This window comes from Rhodococcus sp. BP-316, from assembly GCF_019836105.1.
Classification (GTDB): Bacteria; Actinomycetota; Actinomycetes; order Mycobacteriales; family Mycobacteriaceae; genus Rhodococcoides.
Genome location: NZ_JABUEE010000004.1, coordinates 414,056 through 436,286, shown reverse-complemented (window position 1 = coordinate 436,286; position 22,231 = coordinate 414,056). Strand labels below are relative to the sequence as shown.

General features: G+C 66.0%; 22 protein-coding genes and 1 tRNA gene. 14 read left to right on the top strand and 9 right to left on the bottom strand.

What is annotated here, in order from left to right; translation table 11 throughout:
- The first annotated feature begins 91 nt into the window (after positions 1-91).
- The gene (locus tag HQ312_RS10670) at positions 92-313 is read left to right on the top strand and encodes a DUF3618 domain-containing protein (protein ID WP_027505503.1); all 222 of its coding nucleotides are present in this window, start codon (positions 92-94) and stop codon (positions 311-313) included.
- A 92-nt stretch (positions 314-405) separates the two neighbouring features.
- Positions 406-481: transfer RNA gene (locus HQ312_RS10665), tRNA-Lys, on the top strand.
- A 617-nt stretch (positions 482-1,098) separates the two neighbouring features.
- On the opposite strand, the gene HQ312_RS10660 is transcribed toward HQ312_RS10665, so the two are convergent.
- The gene (locus tag HQ312_RS10660; RefSeq protein ID WP_374198292.1) at positions 1,099-1,614 is read right to left on the bottom strand and encodes a PadR family transcriptional regulator; all 516 of its coding nucleotides are present in this window, start codon (positions 1,612-1,614) and stop codon (positions 1,099-1,101) included.
- 87 nt (positions 1,615-1,701) lie between these two features.
- Between HQ312_RS10660 and HQ312_RS10655 the strand changes: the two genes are divergently transcribed.
- Positions 1,702-2,676 carry an NADPH:quinone reductase gene (locus HQ312_RS10655; protein ID WP_222638573.1) on the top strand — a complete coding sequence of 325 codons (975 nt, stop codon included), beginning with the start codon at positions 1,702-1,704 and terminating at the stop codon, positions 2,674-2,676.
- A gap of 159 nt (positions 2,677-2,835) precedes the next feature.
- Here the strand turns inward: HQ312_RS10655 and HQ312_RS10650 are convergent, their stop codons facing one another.
- Together HQ312_RS10650 and HQ312_RS10645 are read right to left on the bottom strand one after the other, a co-directional pair.
- Positions 2,836-3,270, bottom strand: a complete 435-nt coding sequence (locus tag HQ312_RS10650; protein WP_222638572.1) for an aconitase X swivel domain-containing protein — start codon at positions 3,268-3,270, stop codon at positions 2,836-2,838.
- Entirely contained in the window at positions 3,267-4,616 is a 1,350-nt protein-coding gene (locus HQ312_RS10645; protein ID WP_261782187.1) for an aconitase X catalytic domain-containing protein, read from the bottom strand. Before HQ312_RS10645 ends, HQ312_RS10650 begins: the two co-directional genes overlap by 4 nt.
- A 78-nt stretch (positions 4,617-4,694) precedes the next feature.
- Here HQ312_RS10645 and HQ312_RS10640 point away from each other — a divergent pair, with 78 nt between their 5' ends.
- From HQ312_RS10640 to HQ312_RS10625, 4 genes are all read left to right on the top strand, one after another.
- Positions 4,695-5,603, top strand: a complete 909-nt coding sequence (locus HQ312_RS10640; RefSeq protein ID WP_222638571.1) for a LysR family transcriptional regulator — start codon at positions 4,695-4,697, stop codon at positions 5,601-5,603.
- A gap of 214 nt (positions 5,604-5,817) precedes the next feature.
- Entirely contained in the window at positions 5,818-7,740 is a 1,923-nt protein-coding gene (locus HQ312_RS10635) for an FAD-dependent monooxygenase (RefSeq protein WP_222638570.1), read from the top strand.
- Positions 7,737-8,678, top strand: coding sequence for a 3-carboxyethylcatechol 2,3-dioxygenase (locus HQ312_RS10630; RefSeq protein ID WP_222638569.1), 942 nt, complete (start codon positions 7,737-7,739; stop codon positions 8,676-8,678). The genes HQ312_RS10635 and HQ312_RS10630 overlap by 4 nt, the downstream gene beginning before the upstream one ends.
- A 131-nt stretch (positions 8,679-8,809) precedes the next feature.
- Positions 8,810-9,574, top strand: coding sequence for a GntR family transcriptional regulator (locus HQ312_RS10625; RefSeq protein ID WP_222638568.1), 765 nt, complete (start codon positions 8,810-8,812; stop codon positions 9,572-9,574).
- Here HQ312_RS10625 and HQ312_RS10620 read toward each other — a convergent pair.
- Positions 9,564-10,256, bottom strand: coding sequence for a GntR family transcriptional regulator (locus HQ312_RS10620; protein WP_308123867.1), 693 nt, complete (start codon positions 10,254-10,256; stop codon positions 9,564-9,566). The genes HQ312_RS10625 and HQ312_RS10620 overlap by 11 nt on opposite strands.
- Positions 10,257-10,648: 392 nt before the next feature.
- Here HQ312_RS10620 and HQ312_RS10615 point away from each other — a divergent pair, with 392 nt between their 5' ends.
- From HQ312_RS10615 to HQ312_RS10605, 3 genes are all read left to right on the top strand, one after another.
- On the top strand, positions 10,649-11,266 hold the full coding sequence (locus tag HQ312_RS10615) for a cysteine hydrolase family protein (protein WP_222638566.1): 618 nt from the start codon (positions 10,649-10,651) through the stop codon (positions 11,264-11,266).
- Between the two features lie 68 nt (positions 11,267-11,334).
- A complete protein-coding gene (locus HQ312_RS10610; protein ID WP_222638565.1) occupies positions 11,335-12,444 on the top strand; it encodes an alcohol dehydrogenase catalytic domain-containing protein in 1,110 nt (369 codons plus the stop codon).
- Positions 12,445-12,514: 70 nt separating this feature from the next.
- Entirely contained in the window at positions 12,515-13,891 is a 1,377-nt protein-coding gene (locus HQ312_RS10605; protein WP_261782186.1) for an MFS transporter, read from the top strand.
- Positions 13,892-13,923: 32 nt separating this feature from the next.
- Here the strand turns inward: HQ312_RS10605 and HQ312_RS10600 are convergent, their stop codons facing one another.
- Positions 13,924-14,682 (bottom strand): IclR family transcriptional regulator, encoded by a 759-nt coding sequence (locus HQ312_RS10600; RefSeq protein WP_222638564.1) that lies wholly within the window; start codon positions 14,680-14,682, stop codon positions 13,924-13,926.
- Between the two features lie 47 nt (positions 14,683-14,729).
- On the opposite strand from HQ312_RS10600, the gene HQ312_RS10595 reads away from it, so the two are divergent.
- Genes HQ312_RS10595 through HQ312_RS10580 form a run of 4 tightly spaced genes read left to right on the top strand, consistent with a single transcriptional unit; the run spans position 14,730 to position 18,487 of the window.
- On the top strand, positions 14,730-15,536 hold the full coding sequence (locus HQ312_RS10595) for a 2-keto-4-pentenoate hydratase (protein WP_222638563.1): 807 nt from the start codon (positions 14,730-14,732) through the stop codon (positions 15,534-15,536).
- A 46-nt stretch (positions 15,537-15,582) separates the two neighbouring features.
- Positions 15,583-16,530, top strand: coding sequence for an acetaldehyde dehydrogenase (acetylating) (locus tag HQ312_RS10590; RefSeq protein WP_222638562.1), 948 nt, complete (start codon positions 15,583-15,585; stop codon positions 16,528-16,530).
- The gene (gene dmpG, locus HQ312_RS10585; protein ID WP_222638561.1) at positions 16,527-17,573 is read left to right on the top strand and encodes a 4-hydroxy-2-oxovalerate aldolase; all 1,047 of its coding nucleotides are present in this window, start codon (positions 16,527-16,529) and stop codon (positions 17,571-17,573) included. Before HQ312_RS10590 ends, dmpG begins: the two co-directional genes overlap by 4 nt.
- A gap of 53 nt (positions 17,574-17,626) precedes the next feature.
- Entirely contained in the window at positions 17,627-18,487 is an 861-nt protein-coding gene (locus tag HQ312_RS10580) for an alpha/beta fold hydrolase (RefSeq protein ID WP_222638560.1), read from the top strand.
- A 213-nt stretch (positions 18,488-18,700) separates the two neighbouring features.
- Here the strand turns inward: HQ312_RS10580 and HQ312_RS10575 are convergent, their stop codons facing one another.
- The 4 genes from HQ312_RS10575 to HQ312_RS10560 all read right to left on the bottom strand — a co-directional run bounded on the left by HQ312_RS10575 (position 18,701) and on the right by HQ312_RS10560 (position 22,205).
- Positions 18,701-18,901, bottom strand: a complete 201-nt coding sequence (locus HQ312_RS10575; RefSeq protein WP_222638559.1) for a hypothetical protein — start codon at positions 18,899-18,901, stop codon at positions 18,701-18,703.
- A 148-nt stretch (positions 18,902-19,049) separates the two neighbouring features.
- Positions 19,050-20,018: a fumarylacetoacetate hydrolase family protein gene (locus tag HQ312_RS10570; protein ID WP_222638558.1), complete on the bottom strand. Its 969-nt coding sequence runs from the start codon at positions 20,016-20,018 to the stop codon at positions 19,050-19,052.
- Positions 20,019-20,153: 135 nt separating this feature from the next.
- Positions 20,154-21,326: a S9 family peptidase gene (locus tag HQ312_RS10565; RefSeq protein WP_222638557.1), complete on the bottom strand. Its 1,173-nt coding sequence runs from the start codon at positions 21,324-21,326 to the stop codon at positions 20,154-20,156.
- A 45-nt stretch (positions 21,327-21,371) separates the two neighbouring features.
- Entirely contained in the window at positions 21,372-22,205 is an 834-nt protein-coding gene (locus HQ312_RS10560; RefSeq protein ID WP_222638556.1) for an SDR family oxidoreductase, read from the bottom strand.
- Between the last annotated feature and the right edge of the window lie 26 nt (positions 22,206-22,231).

The window sequence follows — 22,231 nt, the reverse complement described above, 5'->3', positions numbered from 1 at the left end:
GTCCGAGCCGGGCAGGCGCGCCGGGCGTCGTGCTCTAGGCTCTGAGGCGACCGCAGAAGTTCTGCATCTTCGTCCAGCCGGGAGGGCTTTCGTGGCACGCAACACCGACAACATCGAGCGCGACATCGAGGCCGCACGCGACCAGCTCGCGTCGACGCTGGACGAGCTCAGCGTGCGCGCCAACCCGAAGCGGCTGGTCGAGAACACCAAGCGCAGCGTCGTGGGCACCCTCAACGAGCCCGCCGTGAAGTTCTCGCTCATCGGCGTCGGCGCCGTCGTCGCCATCCTGGTGATCCGCAAGATCGTCAGCTGAGCATCTGCGCAGGTCAGTGACTCGATTTCACTCCCTGCGCGCCAGGTGTTAATGTCTTTCACGCACCGAGGAGCGCGAGCCGCTCCGACCATGCGCCTATAGCTCAGTTGGTAGAGCAAGTGACTCTTAATCACTGGGTCCGGGGTTCGAGTCCCTGTGGGCGCACCACAAAGAGCCCCTGATCAGCAGTTATGCTGATCAGGGGCTCTTCTGGTTCCGGTGCCACCCACTACTTATTCATGACTTTCAGCTCGAAACTCACGCGTTCGGGCTCTCCGGGCAGAGTCTGGCGCTGCATTACTGCTGGTCAGGGCGTCGCCATCTTGTCTGCACTGGGTCCAATAGACCGTTGGATTAAGAGTCGTGTAGCCATGGCCGTCCACCACCGTTCGAGATTGCGACCGCCGAAGGTCTGAGTACGGGGGCTTGAAGTCATGGCCCGGTACGCCGGCGAGCACTCTGTCCCGTCCGTCGTCGCTTCGTTTTCGAGTGGGCAGGGCGCAGCACGAGCTGAATAGAAGTCGGTGTCGGGGTGCTGCCCGACACTGCCCTCGTCTGCTGCCCCGCGCGCGCTCGGGAGTTGCTGTACCTCACGCGGCCGCGGCGGGCGTCGACGTATTCTCGTCCGCAACGCCAGATCCGACCGCCTTCATGCGCGAAAAGTTCGACAGTCGTGGAGTCGCATTTCCGGGGCACCGCGGCGCCGTTCGACAGCAGGTGCCGCGATCAGAGTCATGCAGTGAGGGATTGAGTGTCATGAGGCCGTGACACCGTCCGAACGCTCGTCATTCGAGTTCGAGTGCCTCTCGCAGCCAGGCGCGTTCGGCTCGGCTCGTGGCTCGCGCGATGGTGAGAAGTCCCCGTCGATAGTTGTCGGTGACGTCCTCGGCACGCAGGGGGCGGTCGCCGTCGTAGAAGAAGCTGACGGGCAGTTCGAGGAAGGCGAGGCGCCGACGCAGGACTGCACGCCGCTGATCAGGCTCGTCCAGCAGAGACAAAAACGTCAGGACGACGGCGAAGCGGGTGAAGTCGGTGATGTCCTGCTCCGCCGGCTCACCGAGCCTCCTGCGGAGTTCGCGTCGGCCGTCGTCGGTGATGGTCAGGACGTAGCGGGACGGGCCTGTGCCCGCGTGCTCGACTCGATCGACGAGGCCGGCGCGGTGCATTCTCGTGATGGCGGGGTAGAGGGTGCCGTCGCTGACGGGGCGTGCGTGGCCGGTCAATTCGACGACTCGTTTTTTCAACTCGTAGCCGTGCAGGGGGCCTTCGAAGAGGAAGCCGAGGATCGTCAGCGCGAGCACATCTCGAGTATGACAGCTACCTCGTTTCGAGGTAGGGTCGCGGTCGACGTAGGAGCGTCCTCGTCCGACGACGACTCGGGAGTTCCCATGATCGCTGCGTGGTACGAGGAGCAGGGGCCCTCGCGGGTGTTGATCCTGGGGGAGATGCCGACGTCGGAACCGGCGGCCGGCGAGGTGCGCGTCAGGGTCTCGTTGTCCTCCGTCAATCCGGGCGACACGAAGAAGAGACGCGGTTGGCAAGGATCCGGCATGCCGTACCCCCGGGTCGTTCCGCACAGTGACGGGGCCGGTGTCGTCGATGAGGTGGGGCCGGGTGTCGACCCCTCCCGTGTCGGGGAGCGGGTCTGGGTCTTCGGCGCGCAGTCCTATCGCGCTCTGGGCACGGCGGCGCAGTACGTCGTCGTTCCCGAGTGGCAGGCCGTCGGCGCGCCGAACGGTGTCGAGGACGCCCTCGTTGCGTGTCTGGGCATTCCGGGTATCACTGCCCATCGTGCCGTCTTCGGGGACGGCTCAGTGGAAGGTAAAACTGTTCTGGTGCAGGGAGTGTTGGGTGCGGTGGGATCGCTGGCTGCTCAACTCGCCCGCTGGAACGGTGCGACCGTGATCGGCACGGTGCGCACCGTCGGCGATGTGGACGCCGCCCGCGAGCGGGGACACGACAGTGTCGTCGCACTCGGTGATGTCGATGTCGCGGATCAGATCCGCGCGTTCGCGTCGGGGCCGGTCGACCGCATCGTGGAAGTGGCTCTGTCGGAGAACGTCGAACTCGACACCGCGGTGGCGGGCAACGGAACGGTCGTCGCTGCCTACGGGACGCGGTCGGACCGTCCGGTGCTGCCGTTCTGGCCGATGTTGTTCAGCAACATGACACTTCGACTACTCGGGAGCGACGACTTCCCTCGAGAGGCGAAGGAGAGCGCCGCTGCCGATCTGACAGCAGCGGCCGGGTCCGGTGCACTGTCATTTCCGGTTGCGCCACCGATGCCGTTGGCAGACATCGCGACTGCTCACGACCGGGTCGACCACGGAAGCAGGGAGCGCGTCACGCTCGCCATACCGTGACGGCTCCCGGGTGCTTATGTGCGGCGTCCCACCGGGCGCTTGATCAGAGCCTCCAGTACCTGACGCGGAACCCTTCGGCGCGTGTCGAGGCGGTGCCGAGCGGGGTGGGTTGTGCTGTCATCAGGTCGTCTCTCGACGGGGTGGAGAGGCAGTCGACCGTCAGGAAAGAGTGACGGTTCCGTCGGCAGCGATCTCGACGACCGAGCCGGTGCTGACGGCCTCGAGGAACTCGTTCCCCAGTTGGTCGATTGCAATGATGCGGTTGTCGTTCCAGATGTCGGCCAACAGAATTCCGGCTGCCGAGATGGAGTCGATGTGGTCGGCGAAGAGCATCGCGGCCGGAGCGATGCCCTGCTGGGCGGCGCACTGCAAGATCATTCCGCCGGTCGTGGATCCGACGGCCTGGTTGAGACACAGGATGCTGCCGGCCAGAATGCGCCCATAGAGGTCGGGGTTGGTGCGGTCGTGGGAGGTGGGGTCGGCGCGGGCGATTCCGTGGAAGTACGAGGCGAGGATGTTGAACCCGCGGCGTGTGACCAGGCAGTCGCCCCGGACAGTTCCCGGGTTGACGACACGCCCCACGAAGGTGGTCATGAGATGGATCCGGTTGCGTGTGTCGTGGTTCCGTGCACGATGTGGTCGAGCACGTCGCCGTCTCGGAAGAATGAGCTGGTGGTGTACGTGCGTAGTTTCTGGGAGTTGGTGATGACAGTCTTCGCAGCGGCGGACGGGCAATTCATGTGCAGCGCTGGGCAGAACGCGGAGATCGAGATGCCGGCGGACAGGCACCGGTCGTACATGTCGGGCCGGTCCGTTCGGAAAGCTCTGGCCGCAGTGGGGGCGGTGCTGAGGATCGTTCTGGTCGAGACCGTGGTGCGTCGTACTGCAGCGAGGGCGTCGAGAATGGTGCGGGCTGCGGTGACGAGTTGTTCCTTGGACAGGTGGGGGCACCCGATCAAGACCGTCGGGGCGTCCGAGTCCGTGTGTTCGACGCGGTCGAGGCGGGGACTGGTCGCGAGTGCGTGGTCGTCGACAGCAGTGTCGTCGACCACGACGGTCTGCGCGTCGCGAACACACAAAGCCGGGCCCAGGCGTCGCGCTTCAGGGGTGATCCCGTGGATGTGAAACAGGCCCACGGCCCCTGCTGCGGCGGCTGCCGCGCCGAAGTCTTTGAGATAGTCCCGTCGGGCTTCGGGCCCGAGCGCTGTGAGCTCGCCGTCGAGGCCTCTGATATACGGCACACCGTCGGTGATCCGCGCCCCGATCACGGCTCCCAGGAGCGTGGGGGAGGGCAATGCGGTGGTGCGGATCTCGATGTTCCAGGTCGCTCTGCGACCGGAATCGAGGAGGAGACCGAACTCCGGTGCGTAACCGGCGATCGCGCCCATCAACTCGATCAGGCCGGAGTTGCGATTGGTCCGCGCGCCCAGGACGGAGTTCGCGTAGATGACTGCCGAAGATTCCGCCCAAGAGAGGATCTGCCCCTCCCGCGGGGTGTTACCTGTCTCCGGCAGGTAGGCGGTGCAGGAGTAGGCGTCGTCGTCCTTGAGTCCGAGTGCCCGAAGTTGATTCTCATAGCGGTCCTGATGGGGGTAGAGCGCTCGGAGCTCGTGGAGTTCGGTGTTGGTGTAGTCGACATTGTCCAAGTCGTACGGGCGGGGGTCGACGGTGAATGGTTGGACGGTTCTCACGCCGGCGGCCACCAGGGTGTCGAGGAGGTCGAAAGCAGCATCTAGTCCGGCCATACCCATCGAGGTGACCACATGCGTGGGTCCGTCCAGAGCTACCAATCGGCGGGCGCCGAAGACGGCTCCGTAGCGAACCAGGGTGTGCATCACTTTGCGCATCGCCCCGCCCTCGGCGCCGGCGAGTACGGAGCGTTGATGCCCGGTCAGCGTCATCGATGACGGAACGTCGTCGTGGCCTGTATTCGTACTCATGAAGCGAGCATGGCGGCCCGCAGCTATTGCGTCCAACGATGATTATCGATCGAACTGATCGAGAATTACGATGCGACGATGGACTCGCGTCTGCTCGACACCTTTCTGGCGGTCGTCGAGACCGGTACCTTCGCAGCCGCCGCGGCGCACATGCACACGGTGCAATCGACGGTCAGCGCGTCGATCAAAGCACTTGAGCACGATCTTCGGGTGCAGTTGTTCGACAGGTCGGCTCGAACTGCGAGGCTCACCCCCGCGGGGCAGGCTCTGGTTCCGCGGGCGCGCGCCATTCTCGATGAGCTCGAACTGACGCGAACGTCGTTGCAAGACATCGCGTCCGGACTGAACGGCGTTCTCAGAGTGGGTGCGATCGGGTCGACGGAGCCGATCGGCCTGCCTGCGGCACTCAAGCGGTTCGGCGACGCGAACCCTCATGTGACACTGCATGTGCTCTCCGATGCGGTGGGAACAGCAGGTTTGGTCGAACGGCTCCTACGGTCCGAGGTCGACGTCGCGTTCCTCGCAGGCCGATTCCCGGGAGCAGTGCCTGCTGATGCCCACAGAAAGATCATCCTGGAGATTCTCGCCGAGGGGCCGTTGGTGATCATTGCGGCACCGGACCATCCCTTGGCCGGCCGTTCGGGACTCGACCTGTCGGACGTGGCGTCGGAAACGTGGATCGAGTCGCCGACCGGCCAGACCAATCGGATGGTCACCGACGAGGTCTTCACCGCAAGGGGTCTGCACCGGGTGGTCAATCTGGAAGTGGCGGAGCCGACTCAGGTCCCGAACTACGTCGCTGCAGGCATCGGCATCGCCGTGGTGCCCGACTTCATCGCCGCGCATCGGCGGGACGTGCAGATACTCGACATCGTCGGACCTCCTCTGAGGTGGTCGATCGCCATCGCCCGTCACCACAGCCGCACCTCTCTGCTGCTGGAAGCGTTCTGGGACGAGTTCGTCCCTCAACCAACCGCTGCAAATTGAACTTCTAGAGTTCCAGATGCCTGGTCCTGGCGTTCAAGCCTCGCGAGCACCGGGTATCACCGAGGCTGTCTCCAGGAGAAATGCGAAAATGTTTTCTGGAGGCCGAGCTCGCTCTTCCCATATTGCGAATCAACTGGCATGCTAGTTGCAGTGACCCCGATCACCCGACGTGGCCGTTTGTGGCCCCGGGGTCTCTCGACGTCGAGAAGGTGCCATGCAGAATTCACAGTTGCCCGAACCGATCTTCCGCCCGTTCCCCTCCGACGGCAGCGGCTACGACACCGATGTCGTGGTGGTGGGCCTCGGCCCAGCGGGAGGTGTGGCCGCGTTGGCGTTGGCCAGCTACGGCGTGCGTGTCCACGCGGTGTCGATCTTCCCGTGGGTGGCCAATTCACCGCGGGCGCACATCACCAATCAGCGTGCGGCGGAAGTGCTTCGGGACCTCGGAGTGGAGGACGAGGCGCGTCGTTACGCCACGCCGTGGGACCAGATGGGCGACACCTTGTTCACCACGAGCTTGGCGGGGGAGGAGATCGTTCGGTTGCAGACCTGGGGCACCGGCGACCCACGCTTCGGTGACTACCTCGCCGGCAGCCCGTGCTCGATGCTCGACATTCCGCAGCCGCTGATGGAGCCGGTGTTGATCAAGAACGCCGCCGAGCGCGGAGCGATCATCAGCTTTCATACCGAGTACCTCGACCACACCCAGGACGACGACTGCGTCACCGTCCGTTTCCGTGATGTCCGTTCCGGGTCGGTGTTCACCCAACGGGCTCGGTACCTGCTGGGGTTCGACGGTGCGCGCTCCAAGATCGCCGAACAGCTGCAGCTCCCGTTCCAAGGCGAACTGGCCCGCGCGGGAACCGCCTACATCCGGTTCGACGCGGATCTGAGCAAGTACGTCGCGCATCGGCCGAGCATCTTGCACTGGATCATGAACTCCAAAGCCGGATTCGGCGAGATCGGCATGGGGCTTCTGCGCGCGATCCGCCCGTGGGATCAGTGGATCGCCGGCTGGGGGTTCGACATGGCCGCCGGTGAGCCGGACGTCTCCGACGCCACCGTCATCGAGCGCATCCGCACCCTGGTCGGCGACCCCGAGCTGGAGCTCGACATCGTCTCCCGATCGTTCTGGTACGTCAATCAGCAGTACGCCGAGCACTATCAGGACCGTCGAGTGTTCTGCGGTGGTGACGCCGTGCATCGCCACCCACCGAGCAGTGGCCTGGGCTCGAACACCTCGATGCAGGACGCGTTCAATCTCGCGTGGAAGGTGGCGTTCGTCGTCAAGGGGCACGCCGGTACGGCTCTGCTGGACAGTTACTCACCCGAGCGCGTTCCGGTCGGTCGGCAGATCGTGGCCCGCGCGAACCAGTCGAGGAAAGACTATGCAGGACTGCGGGAATGGTTCGACACCGACAGCGACGACCCCGTGGCGGCTGGTCTGAGCAAGCTGAAGGAGGGCACGCCCGAGGGGGTGGCGCTCCGCGATCGTCTGTACGAGGCGCTGGAGCTGAAGAACACGGAGTTCAACGCCCACGGCGTCGAGCTGAACCAACGCTACGAATCCGGCGCCGTCGTCGACGCCGACGAACCCGAGCACTGGGCCCGCGACAAGCAGCTCTACCTCCAGGCCACCACCCGACCCGGCGCGAAGCTGCCCCATGCCTGGTTGGTCGGACGGGACGGCGTCAGAACGTCGACGCTCGACGTGACAGGGAAGGGCATGATGACCCTGCTCACCGGACTGGGCGGGCAGGCGTGGAAGAACGCCGCCGAAAACCTGGACCTGCCGTACCTGCGCACCGTGGTGATCGGAGAACCCGGAGCGGCGGATCCGTACGGGTACTGGCGCGCGGTCAGCGAGATCCACGAGGCCGGAGCCATTCTGGTGCGTCCGGACGGATACGTCGCCTGGCGCCACCAGGGTCCGGTCTGGGACGACGCCGAGGCGTCGTCCGCACTCGATGCGGCCCTCGACGCAGTGCTGGCCGTGTCCACTGCACGCACCGCGTCCGGCGAGGACGCCGGGGCCCCGCAGTTCAGCACGGCGCAGGTGCCGATCACCGTTCCCCAAGCGGCACCCGACACCGAGCCTGCGCTCGCCGGAGTCGAGACCGGAAGGAACCAGTCGTGACCGTAGCGCTGCTCGCCATGAGCCACAGCCCCCTCCTCGAACACGCCGAGCTGCCCGCGGAGGTGACCGCCGAACTCGAGACCGCCTTCGGTCAGGCTCGACGTTTCGTCCACGAGTACGACCCCGACGTGGTCGTCAACATCGCGCCCGATCACTACAACGGCTTCTTCTACAACCTGATGCCGCCGTTCTGCGTCGGGTACGCCGCGGAGAGCATCGGCGATTACGGCAGCCAGGCCGGCCGGCTCGACGTCCCGGAAGATCTCGCGCGTGAGCTCACCGAGTATGTGATCGACCAAGGCATCGACCTGGCCGTGTCGCTGGAGATGCAGGTCGACCACGGCGCCGTGCAACCGATGGAACTGCTCTACGACGATATCGCCGCCAAACCGGTGATCCCGATCTTCGTCAACTCCGTCGCGCCGCCGTTCACTCCGGTGCAGCGCGTCCGCCTCCTCGGTGAGGCGATCGGACGATACGTCTCCACGCTCGACCGCAAAGTGCTGGTCATTGCTTCCGGGGGGCTATCGCACGACCCGCCGGTCCCTCGGTTGGCCACCGCCACCGCCGAGCAACGGCGCGCCCTGCTCGGTCAAGGCGGTCCCATCACGGCGGAGGCCCGCGCCGCCCGGCAGCAACGCGTGATCGACGCCGCCCGCGACTTCGCCGCGGGAACAGCGAACATCCAGGATCTGGCCCCCGAGTGGGACCGCACCTTGATGTCGATCCTCGCCTCCGGCGATCTCACCGAACTGGATCAGTGGTCACCGAGCGAGATGACCAGAGTCGCCGGCAACTCCTCCCACGAGGTCCGTACCTGGATCGCCGGGTACGCCGCCATGTCCGCATGCGGCGGGTTCGACGTCACCTACAGCTACTACCGGCCGATTCGCGAACTCATCGCCGGGTTCGGGTTGACCACGGTCGTGGGAGCCTGAGGGCCGCGGGTGCCGCATCGATTCGTTCTCCGCGGCACCCATGCCCTGCCGCACCGGGTTCTCGCAGTCCGGACGATGCCAGCCTGCGTCCGAAGTTCTAGAATTGCCGCCCGGCGACGAGGAGTGAGTGGATGAGCGAGCCCGACGGATCGAGACGCCCGGCAGGGCCGGGCCTGGCCCGAGTGGTGCTCGACCGACTCAAGGAGCGGATCCTCGACGGCCGGATCACGTCGGGATCGCGCATCTCGATCGACGAGGTGCGGGTGGAGTTCGGGGTGAGCAAACAACCGGTGATGGACGCGATGCGCAGGCTCGAGGCCACGGGAATCGTGGAGATCGTTCCGCAGAGTGGGTGCCGGGTCCAGTCCTACACCGCTGTGGAGGTCGAGGATTTCTTCCGGCTGTTCGGCAGTTTCGAGTCCGAGATCGCTGCCGCCGCCGCGGTCCGGCGCACGGACGCTCAAGTGGGCGAACTCGACGCCGCCTGGACGGCCATCGAGGGTGTGCACGCGATCGCCGACGATACCGAGCGGGCGAGACGGTATCGCCAGCTCAACCGCGAGTTTCACCTGGTGATCCACCGGATGGCGCACTCGCGGATCATGGCCGAGCAGAGTGAGCGGATGTGGGACCTGTCGGACTTCCTCATCAGCACGACCGGGGGTGCGTCCACCACCTCGGGGGTGATCGTCGACCGTAACCACGACCACGACGTCATCCGGGCGGCGATCCGTCAACGACGTGTCGAGGTCGCGCGAGCGGCGATGGTCGGCCACATCACGGCGTCGGTCGAGCCTGAGCGGTCGCATCGGTCGGGCATCGACGGTGGCTATCGCAGAGGCGGTAGTTCGATGCCGCCCGCAGTGCCCGCTCCCGCCACCGACCTCACCCGGTGAGCGAATCGGGCTCCTCGGTGCCGATCACTGCCACCGTGTCGACGATGTGTTGTTCCATCGTCACCCGGGCCAGACGTGCGTCACCGATGCGGATGGCATCGGTGATGCTGCGGTGATCGTGTTGGCGCTCCACCAGCGCGCTCGACAGCGGGTCGTCCGCTCCGGCGGTGTTGATGAGGAAGTCCGAGAGGTCCCACATCCGGTGGGAGGTCTCGGCCATGATCCGCGAGTGCGCCATGTCGTGGATGACGGCGTGAAATTCGCGGTTGCGAGCCCGGTAGCCGCGGGAACGTTCGGCACCGTCGTGCGAGTCGATCAACTCGTCGACCGCCTCGGACACCGCGTCGAGTGCACGCAGCTGCTCGTCGGTGCGGCGTAGCGCAGCCACCCCGGCGATGGTTCCCTCGAATCCGCCGAACAAGGTGAAGAAGTCCTCCACCTCGCGGCGGGTGTAGGAGACGACCTGAATGCCGACCTGCGGGACGATGGACACCAGTCCGTCGCTCGAGAGTCGACGCAGCGCATCCATCACCGGTTGCTTGCTCACCCCGAACTCGTGGCGGACCGACTCGACGACGATCTTCTCGCCGGCTCGGTATCGGCCGTCGAGGAGTCGGCCTTTGAGTGTGTCGTAGAGGACCGTGGACAGCCTCGCACCGGACAGGTGAGCGTTGGTGGACACAGCATTTCCTTCCTGCGCGGGGGCTCGACCCACGGATCTCGATTCGTGTGTCGGTGCCGCACTGGTCGTCTCGCCGTGACCGTCCGCGTCACCTGACGGTGGCACCGGCCACAGCTACGAAGGCTAGCATTCCAGCGCTGCCGGCCGTCGGTGTCGACACCCGCGCTGTCTGCACCACATCACCCACGCTCCCGGGAAGACTTCCGCCGCTCCCCGGTGGTCCCGAGCATGCCACCCGGAGAGAAGGCTTGTGGTCCACGTCACCATCAGTTACCGTGATCTGGAACGCTAGCATTCCAGTCCTGTTCGTCTGGTCACTCCGATCGAGGGTTGACCGATGGTCGAGCAGGCTCCGTCGGTCGACCGCGACCGCCTCACTCAGGAGACCTCCTATGGAGCTCGACCCCCGCACCACCGCTCTCGTCGTCGTCCACTGCCAGGGCGACGTCATCGGACCCGACGGAGCGTTCGCCGACTTCTTTCACGCCCAGGTCGTCGAACGCGATGTCGTCGCGAAGATCGCCGCGTTGGCCGATACCGTCCGCGGCGCCGGCGGCACCGTGATCTTCACGCGAGTGGCCTGGAAGCCTGACCTGTCCGACCTGACGGTCAACTCGCCGATCCTGGGCATCGTCCAGCAGTCCGGTTGCCTGCAGGACGGGTCGCCGCTGGCCGACATCGTCCCCGAGCTCACCCCTCACGACGGAGACACCGTCGTCACCCACCAGCGCGTCGGCGGCTTCCAGGACAGCGCCCTCGCCTCGGTCCTGGACGCTGCGAACGCCACCACCGTCGCCTTCGCCGGGGTGGCCACGAATTTCTCCGTCGAAGGAACGGCACGTACCGCCAGCGACCTCGGATACCGCACCGTCGTGGTCGAGGACGCCTGCTCCGCAGCGTCGCAGGAGGCGCACGCCGCGAGCATCGACTCGCTCGGACTGCTCGCCGAGATCACCACCATCGACGAGTTCGCCGCAGCACTGACCGCCGCCGCCGCGCCCAGCGCCTGAGCGCACACCTCGACCCGATCACCCGCACTGCGCAACGGCGCAGTCATCACACATCAGGAGCCACCGCCATGACCGACACCATGCTCGCCGCTCGCCTCCACGAGATCGACCAGCCGATGCAGCTCGAACAGCTGCCGATCCCCACCCCCCGCGCGACCGACGTCGTGGTGCAAGTCAAGGCCTGCAACATCGTTCCCAACCTCCGCAACGTTCTCGCCACCTACGCCGAATGGTTCCCCTACCTGCCCCTCCCACAGCTGCCGGCGGTGTTCGGTCTCGACTCCTCCGGTGTCGTGACCGCCGTGGGGGAACAGGTCACCGACGTCGCGGTGGGCGATCGCGTCTACGTCAACCCGGGACTGTCCTGTGGGGCGTGCCGCGCCTGCCGCAACGGCATCGACCAGAACTGCGACAAGTACACCTTCATGGGCTACTTCGCTTTCGGCCCCGAAGGCCAGAAGTTGTTCGACGCCTACCCCTACGGCGGACTGAGCGAGTACCTCACCGCTCCGCAGCGCAACCTGGTCAAGATCGCCGACTCGGTCAGCTTCGAGGAAGCGGCCCGGTTCGGCTACCTCGGCACCGCGTTCTCCGCGCTCCGCAAGGCCGGCGCCGGACCCGGCACCACCGTTCTCATCGACGGAATCTCCGGCACCCTCGGACTGGGCGCCTGCCTCAACGCGCTCGCCCTGGGGGTCGGCAAGATCTACGGCACCGGCCGCAACGCCGAACTCCTCGAGGACGTCCGCGCCATCGCACCCGACCGCATCGAGGTGCACGCCCTCGGCGACGGTGAGGTGAACGAGTGGCTGCGCGGACGCACCGGCGGTGACGGCGTCGACATCGTCATCAGCTCCGTCGGACCCGGAGCGCCGGCGGAATCGATCATCGACGCCCTGGCGACGCTGCGCCGAGGCGGCACGGCCGTCGACATCGGAGGCATGATGGAACGCCCCGCGCTGGACCTGTTCTCGATGATGTGCTCCCAGATCTCCGTCCTCGGCAGCTTGTGGTTCTCCACCGCCGAAGCACAGGACATGGCCGACCTCGCCGCCGCAGGCGTGCTCGACCTGTCCGTCCTCGAACACCACACCTTCCCGCTGGAGAAGATCAACGAGGCACTCGACAGCCTCCCCGCCCGCCACGGCGGCTTCACCAATTTCATCAGCGTTCCCTGACCTGCCGTGCGGGACCACCGGTCCCGCACGCCGTTCCCTAGCGTTCTAGACGTTCAATGATTGGATACTCATGATCGCCGACCCTGCGGCGTCCCCCGAGGCGCGGCCGAAGAGCTCCCCGTTGCGGGTGGCGATGGCCAGTTTCATCGGGACCACCGTCGAGTACTACGACTTCTTCATCTACGGCACCGCCGCCGCCCTGGTGTTCCCCAGACTCTTCTTCCCCGACGCCTCACCCCTGATGGGGGTGCTGCTGTCCTTCGCCACGTTCGGAGTCGGCTTCCTCGCCCGCCCACTCGGCGGAGTGGTCTTCGGTCACTACGGTGATCGCCTGGGCCGCAAGAAGATGCTCGTGCTCTCCCTCGTCGGCATGGGAGTGGCCACCTTCCTGATGGGCCTGCTCCCCAGCTACGCCAGCATCGGCATCGCCGCACCGATCCTGCTGACCCTGCTGCGGCTGCTGCAGGGCTTCGCCGTCGGCGGCGAATGGGGCGGCGCCACCCTCATGGCCGTCGAACACGCACCGAAGAACCGCAAGGGCTTCTACGGGTCCTTCTCCCAGATGGGCGCCCCCGCCGGCGTCAGCCTCGCCACCCTCGCCTTCTTCGCGGTCTCCCAACTGCCCGACGAGCAATTCCTCTCCTGGGGCTGGCGCATCCCGTTCCTCGTCAGCTCCGTGCTCATCGTCGTCGGACTCGTCATCCGACTCACCCTCGAGGAAAGCCCCGACTTCGCCAAGGTCGTCGACGAGAAGGCGGTGACGAAGATGCCGATCGTCGAAGCCTTCCGCAAGCACCGCCGCGAGATCCTTCTCATCGCCGGTACCTATCTCAGCCAGGGCGTCTTCGCCTACATCTGCATGGCCTACCTGGTGTCCTACGCGACGTCGGTGGCGGAGATCAGCCGCACTCAGGCGCTGGCCGGAGTGTTCGTCGCCGGACTGGTCGCTGTCGTCCTGTACCCGGTGTTCGGGTCCATGTCCGACACCTTCGGCCGAAAGACGCTCTACCTGGCCGGCGCCGCGGCGATGGGCATCGTCATCGGACCCGCCTTCGCCCTCATCAACACCGGCAACCCCTGGCTGTTCATGGTGGCGCTGGTACTGGTGTTCGGTATCGCGATGGCACCGGCGGCCGGCGTGACGGGCTCACTGTTCTCGATGGTCTTCGACGCCGACGTCCGCTACTCCGGAGTCTCCATCGGCTACACCCTCTCTCAGGTCGTCGGCTCCGCCTTCGCGCCGACCATCGCCACCGCCCTCTACGCAGCAACCGACTCGAGCGTGTCGATCGTGATCTACCTGATCGTGGTCTCGATCATCTCCGTGGTGTCGGTGATCCTGCTGCCCGGCGGCTGGGGCCGCAAGGGCGCCTCGCTGCAGCTCGCGGTAGACAGCGGACGCTCGGCCACCGTGCCGGCCGAGCGGACGGGACTGGTCAGCAAGTGATCCGATCTGCGGCCCTCATGTGCGCGGCGAGGTCACTCGTCGCGCCCGTGGGGGTCCGCACGGTTGAGCACACGGCCCAACGCCAACGCCGCCGTCCGCACGGCCGGCGCGAGCAGCTGCGGCTCGAACAGCTCAGCGGGCACCGACACCGACAGCGCAGCAACGGGTTTGCCGAGAGAGATCACAGGCGACGCGAGGCAGCACCCCCCGAGAGCGGCCTCCTCGCGCTCGGTGGCCACCCCGGTGCGCCGCACCCCGTCGAGTTCGCGGGCGAGCACGTCGGCGTCGGTGATCGAGTGCGCGGTGTATCGACGCAGGGGACCGGCCAGGATGCGGGCGCGAACGTCCGGATCCTCGGGGGCCAGCAGCGCCTTTCCCACGGCCGTGCACGTGAGCGGCATCCGGCCCCCGATCTGAGAGGGGAAGGGCAACGCGGCATGCCCGTGAATCTTCTCCGCGTACACCGCGTCGGCACCGTCCCTGACCGCGAGATGCACAGTCTGCCCGGTCACCGCGAAGAGATCCTGCATGAACGGCAACGCGGCACTGCGCAGGCGATGCTTCAGACCCACCCGCTCACCCAACTCGAACAAGGTCAACCCGAGCTCGAAAGTGTTGTCGCGGCGCGTCAACCAGCCCAGATTCGTCAGATCGACCAACAACCGGTGAGCGGTGGAGCGAGGCAGTCCGGTGCGGGTGGCGACCTCCGCCAGCGTCAGTGCCGCACCCCCCGGAAACGAGTCGAGCACCCACGCGGCTCGCTGCAACACCGACACCACATCCCGCGACATGGGACAGATCCTAGTGCAGGCCCCGGCGCGTCGATAGCGTTCCTCTCATGACTTCCGTTCCCCCCGTGACCTCGGTGCCGAACCCAATCGTCGCCGCCGCCGACCGTCTCGCCGAGGCGTCGACGGCGAAGACGCCGTGCGCCCCCGTCCGCGACCTCGTCGCCAGCGACGACGTCGACACCGCGTACCTCATCGCATCGCGAAACGTGCAGGCGCGCATCGCCACGGGTCGCCGCATCGTCGGCCGCAAGATCGGCCTGACATCTCCGGCGGTGCAGAAGCAACTGGGCGTCGATCGCCCCGACTTCGGAGTCCTGTTCGACGACTTCGACGTCTCCGCCGACGATCAGATCGATTCCACCCGGCTGCTGCAGCCACGGATCGAAGCCGAGATCGCCTTCATCCTCGCCAGCACCATCGACCGAGAGATCACCATTGACGACGCCCCCGACTACGTCGACACGGTCGCCGCAGCCTTCGAGATCGTCGACAGCCGAATCGCCGGCTGGGACATCACCCTCGCCGACACCGTCGCCGACAACGCCTCCTCAGGCCTCTACGTCCTCGGCGACACCGTCACCCGCACCGCCGCACCAGAACTCGCCGACGTCGGCATGACCATGACCGCCGACGGCGACCAGGTGTCCACCGGCCGGGGATCGGACTGCCTGGGCAGCCCGTGGAACGCACTGGTGTGGCTGGCCAACACCAGCCTGGCCTACCGATCGCCCCTGCAGGCAGGCGAAGTCATCCTCTCCGGCGCACTCGGACCCATGGTTCCGGTCACCGCCGGATCGACCTACGAAGCAACCATCTCCGGCATCGGCACGGTCACCGCCACCTTCACCGCCTGAGCAGCACATCCCACCCGACACCAGAACCACGACGAAACGAGACACCATGGCGCCCACCAAAGCCGCTGTCATCGGTTCCGGCAACATCGGAACCGACCTTGTCATCAAACTGAAGAGAGTCGCGAAGAACGTCGAGATCGCCGTTCTGGTCGGCATCGACCCGAACTCCGACGGTCTGGCCCGCGCACGCCGAATGGGCATCAGCACAGTCGATTCCGGTGTCCAGGGCCTGATCGACCACCCCGAGTTCGCGGACATCGACATCATCTTCGACTCCACCTCGGCCAAGGCGCATGTCGCGAACGCAGAGGCACTGCGACCCCACGGGAAGCGGTTGATCGACCTGACCCCCGCCGCGCTGGGCCCGTACGTCGTACCGGCCGTCAATCTCGACGAGCACCTCGACGCTCCCGACGTCAACATGGTGACCTGCGGCGGACAAGCCACGATTCCCATCGTGGCAGCGATCTCCCGCGTCACCGCGGTGCACTACGCCGAGATCGTCGCCTCGATCGCCTCGAAGTCCGCGGGACCCGGCACCCGCGCGAACATCGACGAGTTCACCGAGACGACCGCAGAGGCGATCGAGAAGGTCGGGGGAGCAGCCCACGGCAAGGCCATCATCGTCCTCAACCCCGCCGAACCGCCGCTCATCATGCGCGACACCGTGCTCGCCCTCGTCACCGATCCCGACCAGGACGCCGTCCGACGGTCGATTCACGACATGGTCGCCGACGTCTCCGCCTACGTTCCCGGCTACCGCCTCAAGCAGGACGTCCAGTTCACCGCCCTCGACGACGCCGAATCCGTCGCCACCCTCACCGGCGGTGTCGAGAAGGGACCGGGCCTGTGGAAGGTGTCGGTGTTCCTCGAGGTCGAGGGCGCCGCGCACTACCTGCCCGCCTACGCCGGCAATCTCGACATCATGACCTCCGCCGCCCTGCAGGTCGCGGAGAAGATGGCCACCGACGCAGCACTGGAGACAGCCCGATGACCGAGACCACCACGCGCGCCTTCGCCGCCGACGGCGCCGCCCTCTACATCCAGGACGTCACCCTCCGAGACGGCATGCACGCCATGCGACATCGCATCGATCCCGCCACCGTCGCCCGCGTCGCCGGCGCCCTCGACGCCGCCGGTGTCGACGCCATCGAGGTCACCCACGGCGACGGCCTCGCCGGCCACAGCCTGACCTACGGGCCCGGAAGCAACACCGACTGGGAATGGATCGAAGCCGCGGCCTCGGCCGTGCACCGCGCCAAGCTCACCACCCTCCTCCTGCCCGGCGTCGGCACGGTGGCCGAGCTGACCAAGGCCCACGACCTGGGCGTCACCTCCGTCCGCGTGGCCACGCACTGCACCGAAGCCGACGTCTCCGCCCAGCACATCGACAAAGCCCGTGAACTCGGTATGGACGTCTCCGGGTTCCTGATGATGTCGCATCTGGCGGAACCGGCGCAGCTCGCCGAGCAGGCGCGCCTCATGGAATCGTATGGCGCACACTGTGTGTACGTCACCGACTCCGGTGGACGTCTGACGATGAACGGTGTCCGAGAGCGTGTGCGGGCGTACCGCGACGTCCTCGACCCGAACACGCAGATCGGCATCCACGCCCACCAGAACCTGTCCTTGTCCGTCGCGAACTCCGTCGTCGCCGTCGAGGAAGGCGTCACCCGCGTCGACGCCTCACTTGCAGGTCACGGCGCCGGCGCCGGCAACTGCCCGATCGAGCCGTTCGTCGCCGTGGCCGACTTGAACGGGTGGAAGCATGGATGCGATCTCTTCGGCCTCCAGGACGCCGCGGACGACATCGTGCGCCCCCTGCAGGACCGCCCCGTCCAGGTCGACCGAGAGACCCTGACCCTCGGCTACGCAGGGGTCTACTCGAGCTTCCTCCGGCACGCCGAAACCGCTGCGCGGCAGTACGGACTCGACACCCGCGCCATCCTGCTCGCCGTGGGTGAACGCGGCCTGGTCGGTGGCCAGGAAGACCTGATCACCGACATCGCGCTCGACCTCGTCGCCGCACGGGCTTGACTCGCCTCGGCAGCGCACCGAACCGACCCTCTCGACCGACACAGGAGATCCCCATGAGTGCCCCCGTCGACGTTCCCTCGTACACCACCGACGCCTTCTTCGGCCTCGAAGACAAGTGGTTACCCACCGCCCCGGGCGAACTCACTCACTACCACGAACTCGGAGAAGGCACACCGATCCTGTTCCTGCACGGATCGGGCACCGGCGTGACGGCCGCCGCGAACTGGTGGCTCAATCTCCCGCAGCTCGCCGAGCACGGTCGCTGCATCGCCATAGACTCCATCGGCTACGGCCAGAGCGTCGTCGCCGAGGGCACCGAGTACGGCATTCGCGAATGGGTTCGCCACGCAGTACGTGTCCTCGATGCACTGGGCATCGAGAAGACCTGGATCGTCGGGAACTCACTCGGCGGATGGTTGGCGTTCCAATTCGCCATCGACTTCCCCGAGCGTCTCCTCGGAATCGTCTCCATGGGCACGGGCGGCGCAAAGCTGACCGGAGCACTCAAAGGGCACTCGAACCCTCAACTCAGCGAGGAGGGCATCCGCCAAACCCTCGAGCAGTTTGTCGTCGACACCTCACTGGTCACCGACGAGCTCGTGACACTGCGCTACCAGTCTGCCCTGAACGACACCGCGTCCGACAGACTCGCGGACGTCGTCGCCGCCCGCGACCGGGACCGCACCGAACTGCCCCTCGACTTCGACGTTCTCGGCAAGCTCGAGATCCCGGTACTCCTGATCCACGGGGTGCAGGACGTGGTCATCCCGGTGTCGCGAACGTGGGAGCTGCTCAACGTGATTCCGCACGCGGACGCCCACATCTTCAGCCAGTGCGGACACTGGTCGCAGGTCGAGCGCGCCGACGAGTTCAACCAGATCGTCAGCGCGTATCTCACGCGTCGCCTCGTGTAAGGCTGACTGTCGGTCGTCGCGGGGAGGTGGCTTGACAGCACGGCGTGACCACTCGTCGTGACGTTCGCCGAGCAGTCAGGACCTGCCCTCCCCGGTGTCTTCGACGTGCAACGAGAACCGGAGGCTCGCCGACACGACGCCCAACTCTTTGGTGCGGCTCGCGCCGACCAGCGCTGGCTGCACGCCGCTGAGGAATGACTGGGCGAGTGCAACTCACACTCTGTCGTTCGCGAGGTCGATGTTCGCCGCCTCCACGAGCTCTGCGAATTGATGGTCGGTCTGGCGCTGCAACCTCTTCTCTGCCCAGAAGTCACCGTCGAAAGGGACATGGGTCGATGCGATACCTGCACCGCCTTCCGCGAGATACCAGCCGATCTCCGTGATCAGCCGTCTGGTGTTGGATTTAGATGTCACGTAATTACCCCCGGAGCGTTCGATGCAGTGGTTCGGTGAATCGATGGTGAGCCGGCGCGACCACGACGCGTGAATGCACGCATCGACGACACCGCCATGTCGGCGGTGTCGTCGATGCGAACGATCTACCGGTCGACTCGACTTGAGTTCAGTTGCTGCGCTGCGTGTTCCAATCGTGCCGACGTGCCTCGCGGACAGCCGGCACATCCGGGCCTCGAACGACGGTGTTGCGAATCGTCCCGAGGGTCGCCACCGTCATCTCGACCACGTCGCCGGGCTGGAGTGGCGCAGGGGTGCGAGTACCGGAGCGACCCCACAGTTCACCGAGACATCCGCCGTTACCGAAAGTTCCGGATCCCAGGACGTCCCCGGCCTTGACCCATGTCCCGCGTGACGCTTGGGCCACGAGTTCGTTGAACGACCAGCTCATGTTGCGCAGGTTGTCCCGGCCGGTGACTGTGCCGTTCACCGAGACCGTGCCGTCGATATCCAGGAGGCCGTCGGAGGTCAGGTGAGGATCGAGTTCGTCGGCCGTCACGAGGAAGGGCCCGAGTGTGGTGGCGAAGTCCTTGCCCTTGGTCGGCCCGAGGCCGACTTTCATCTCTGCGAGTTGGGTGTCACGAGCCGACCAGTCGTTGAAGATCGTGTATCCGAAGATGTGGTCGCGAGCCTTGTCCGGGGCGATGGACATTCCATCCCGGGATACGACGGCTGCGATCTCGAGTTCGTAGTCCAGGACCTGGCATGCCGGGGGCACGGCCACGTCGTCGTGGGCACCGATCATCGCGTAGGGATTACTGAAGTAGAAGACCGGTCTCTTGTACCACTCGGGCTCGACTTCGTGGGCTGCTGCCATCGATCGGCCGGCCCCGTCCATGTGTTCCTCGAATGCTGCGAAGTCGCGCACCGTGGGGGGGTCCAACGGTGGCAGCAGGCGTACGTCGGCAAGTTGGACGGGACGATGACCCAGTGCCTCGGAACCGGCCTCGAGGGCGGCGGGGAGTCCGGCGCGAACGACTTCGAGGATGGATCCCTGCCGTTCGAACGCGTGCAGTCCGTCGTCGCTGACGACGCCGGAGGTGGTTCGACCAGCGTGAACCCACGTGGCGAAACGCATGGCGAAGCTCCTGTCGTTGTGGTGGGGGCTCAGCCGCCCCCATGAGGTGGCTGCGATGAGGGCGGCCGATGCACGGGCGGCGCCGGTCCGGAGCCTCAGCAGAGTGATCGGTGGACGTTGTGATCGGTCGGGGTGCTAGCCGGTCGGTTGCGAGACCACCGCCGCGAAGGTGTCGGAGACCCAATCAGCGATGTCGGTGCCGACTCGGGGCAGGTCATCGATCCCGATGTGCTCCGCACCGCCCTGCTCAGCGGTGAAGATACGAAGCTCGCGAGAAGGCGCGTTCACCGCTTGGTCGTAGGACCGGTGCGCATACTCCAAGGGAATCTGTCGATCGTTCTCTCCGTGCACGATGAGGAACGGCACCGTGATCTTCTCCACGACTCCATCGAGGTGGATCGAGTCGGCGAAGTCGATGAACTCGTCGAGATCGTCGTGGCCCCAGACCCACAAGACGTGGTCCCAGTAGTGCGGAACCGGGTGCTCGCCCTCCCGGTCGAGCCGCCGACGCTGCACCGCACCCCAGTTGTGGTTCGCTCCCCAGGCGACGCACAGGGCGAAGCGCTTCTCGAAAGCCGCGACCCGAGGCGAGTAGTAGCCACCCAGCGACCAGCCCACGACTCCCATTCGGGCGGTGTCGACGTCCTCTCGTGCAGTCAGCCAGTCGACGACCCAGCCGGCCCAGGTCTCGGATTCGCGACGTGCCGTCAGACCTTGCAGACGAAGTGCCTCCCCTGAGCCGGGTTGGTCGAGCATCAGACACGAGATGCCCCGATCTGCCAACTCGGCCCAGAATCCCGAGATGTACATGTGCTCTTTGGTCGAGTCCAGGCCGTTGATGAGCATGATGACCGGAGCCGGCCCGTCCGCCGTCGCCGGAGCCGCCGAGAAATAGCCGGGCAGAGTCGTGTCCTCGAAGGGGATGGCAACCCGAGTGATGCGGTGGTCGCGAAGGTCGAAACCCTTCTGGGCCAGCTCCATCACCCGGCGGTAGATGGACGCGCGGTCGGGGTGGCTCGCGGAGAGCATCCGCTCAGCGGTGCACAGATAGTTCGTGGCACGGGCATAGATCCCGCCGGCGGTCAGATCGTGGCCCGCCTTCTCCGCGGTCCGAGCCGACTCCACCAGCGAATCCGTGAGGCCGGTCCAGACCTTCAAGAACTCGCCCGTGCCGGCATCGCTACCGCCTTTCGCGGCCTCGAGCAGCGGGCGGCACGCACGATCGACCTCGTCGATGCGTCCGCCGGAGTTCATGGCACCTACCACGGACATGTTCCAGACGTAGTTGCCCGGAAAGTATTCGAACATCAGGCTCTCTCTGTTGCGTGAAATGAAGGTGCGGAACGAGGGTGCTCAGGCACCCGGCATCGTGGCGAGAAGTTCGGGGATGCTGATCAGTGCCCGATTCAGGGATCCCGAATCCGCCAGCACGGTCTGCCCGGTCATGACCGTGTTGTGTCGAGACGCCAGGAATGCGTAGAGCGGGCCGTACTCCTCGGGCGTCGGCATGTGCTGAAGCGGAGCCAGCCATTCGAACTGCTGTCGGTACACGTCGGCCGGAATGTCGGACTGCAGAGAGTTCTCGAGATCGAGTGCAGCCGGCCCGCGCAGCTGACTGTTGGCGATTCCGGTCGGTGCCACGGCGTTGACACGGATCCGCGGCGCGAACTCGAATGACATCTGATTGACCAGAGCGCGAATGGCGCCCTTGCTTGCGGTGTAGGCCACTCCGCCGCCGTCCGCGGCGAACGCCGCCTGCGAACAGGTCCATACGACGGCACCCTTTTCGGCCTCGAGCAGGTCGAGGAAGATCCGCGCGGTCAGGACATAGCCCTTGACGTTGATGCTGAAGACTTCGTCGAGGAGAGTGTCGACACGCTCCACCGGTGTGTCGGCCAGCCGAACGTTGCCGTCCCAAATTCCCTGCGCGCCAACTATGCTCGTCAACCGTCCGAATCGAGCAACGATCTCGTCGCGGCAACGGGTCAGGTCGGCGATGCTGCGGACGTCTCCCTGTACCACCAGTGCGTCGCTGCCGAACTCTTCCCGAAGCGTCGCGAACTTCTTGTCGTCGTATTCGAACAATGCCAGCGTCGCGCCCTCGTCACGGAAGTGTCGGGCGATGCCGAGTCCGAGACCGGACCCCGAACCGGTGATGAGGACGACGTGGTCATCGAGAAGTTGCATGGCTGTAGTCCTTCGAGAGAGGTGAC

Coding starts and splice junctions, on each gene's coding strand:
- HQ312_RS10655 (WP_222638573.1), top strand. CDS start 1,702: ATGATCGCTGCGTGGTACGAGGAGCAGGGGCCCTCGCGGGTGTTGATC.
- HQ312_RS10635 (WP_222638570.1), top strand. CDS start 5,818: ATGCAGAATTCACAGTTGCCCGAACCGATCTTCCGCCCGTTCCCCTCC.
- HQ312_RS10600 (WP_222638564.1), bottom strand. CDS start 14,682: ATGTCGCGGGATGTGGTGTCGGTGTTGCAGCGAGCCGCGTGGGTGCTC.
- HQ312_RS10640 (WP_222638571.1), top strand. CDS start 4,695: ATGGACTCGCGTCTGCTCGACACCTTTCTGGCGGTCGTCGAGACCGGT.
- HQ312_RS10565 (WP_222638557.1), bottom strand. CDS start 21,326: ATGTTCGAATACTTTCCGGGCAACTACGTCTGGAACATGTCCGTGGTA.
- dmpG (WP_222638561.1), top strand. CDS start 16,527: ATGACCGAGACCACCACGCGCGCCTTCGCCGCCGACGGCGCCGCCCTC.
- HQ312_RS10605 (WP_261782186.1), top strand. CDS start 12,515: ATGATCGCCGACCCTGCGGCGTCCCCCGAGGCGCGGCCGAAGAGCTCC.
- HQ312_RS10650 (WP_222638572.1), bottom strand. CDS start 3,270: ATGACCACCTTCGTGGGGCGTGTCGTCAACCCGGGAACTGTCCGGGGC.
- HQ312_RS10645 (WP_261782187.1), bottom strand. CDS start 4,616: ATGAGTACGAATACAGGCCACGACGACGTTCCGTCATCGATGACGCTG.
- HQ312_RS10560 (WP_222638556.1), bottom strand. CDS start 22,205: ATGCAACTTCTCGATGACCACGTCGTCCTCATCACCGGTTCGGGGTCC.
- HQ312_RS10580 (WP_222638560.1), top strand. CDS start 17,627: ATGAGTGCCCCCGTCGACGTTCCCTCGTACACCACCGACGCCTTCTTC.
- HQ312_RS10615 (WP_222638566.1), top strand. CDS start 10,649: ATGGAGCTCGACCCCCGCACCACCGCTCTCGTCGTCGTCCACTGCCAG.
- HQ312_RS10570 (WP_222638558.1), bottom strand. CDS start 20,018: ATGCGTTTCGCCACGTGGGTTCACGCTGGTCGAACCACCTCCGGCGTC.
- HQ312_RS10610 (WP_222638565.1), top strand. CDS start 11,335: ATGACCGACACCATGCTCGCCGCTCGCCTCCACGAGATCGACCAGCCG.
- HQ312_RS10595 (WP_222638563.1), top strand. CDS start 14,730: ATGACTTCCGTTCCCCCCGTGACCTCGGTGCCGAACCCAATCGTCGCC.
- HQ312_RS10625 (WP_222638568.1), top strand. CDS start 8,810: ATGAGCGAGCCCGACGGATCGAGACGCCCGGCAGGGCCGGGCCTGGCC.
- HQ312_RS10590 (WP_222638562.1), top strand. CDS start 15,583: ATGGCGCCCACCAAAGCCGCTGTCATCGGTTCCGGCAACATCGGAACC.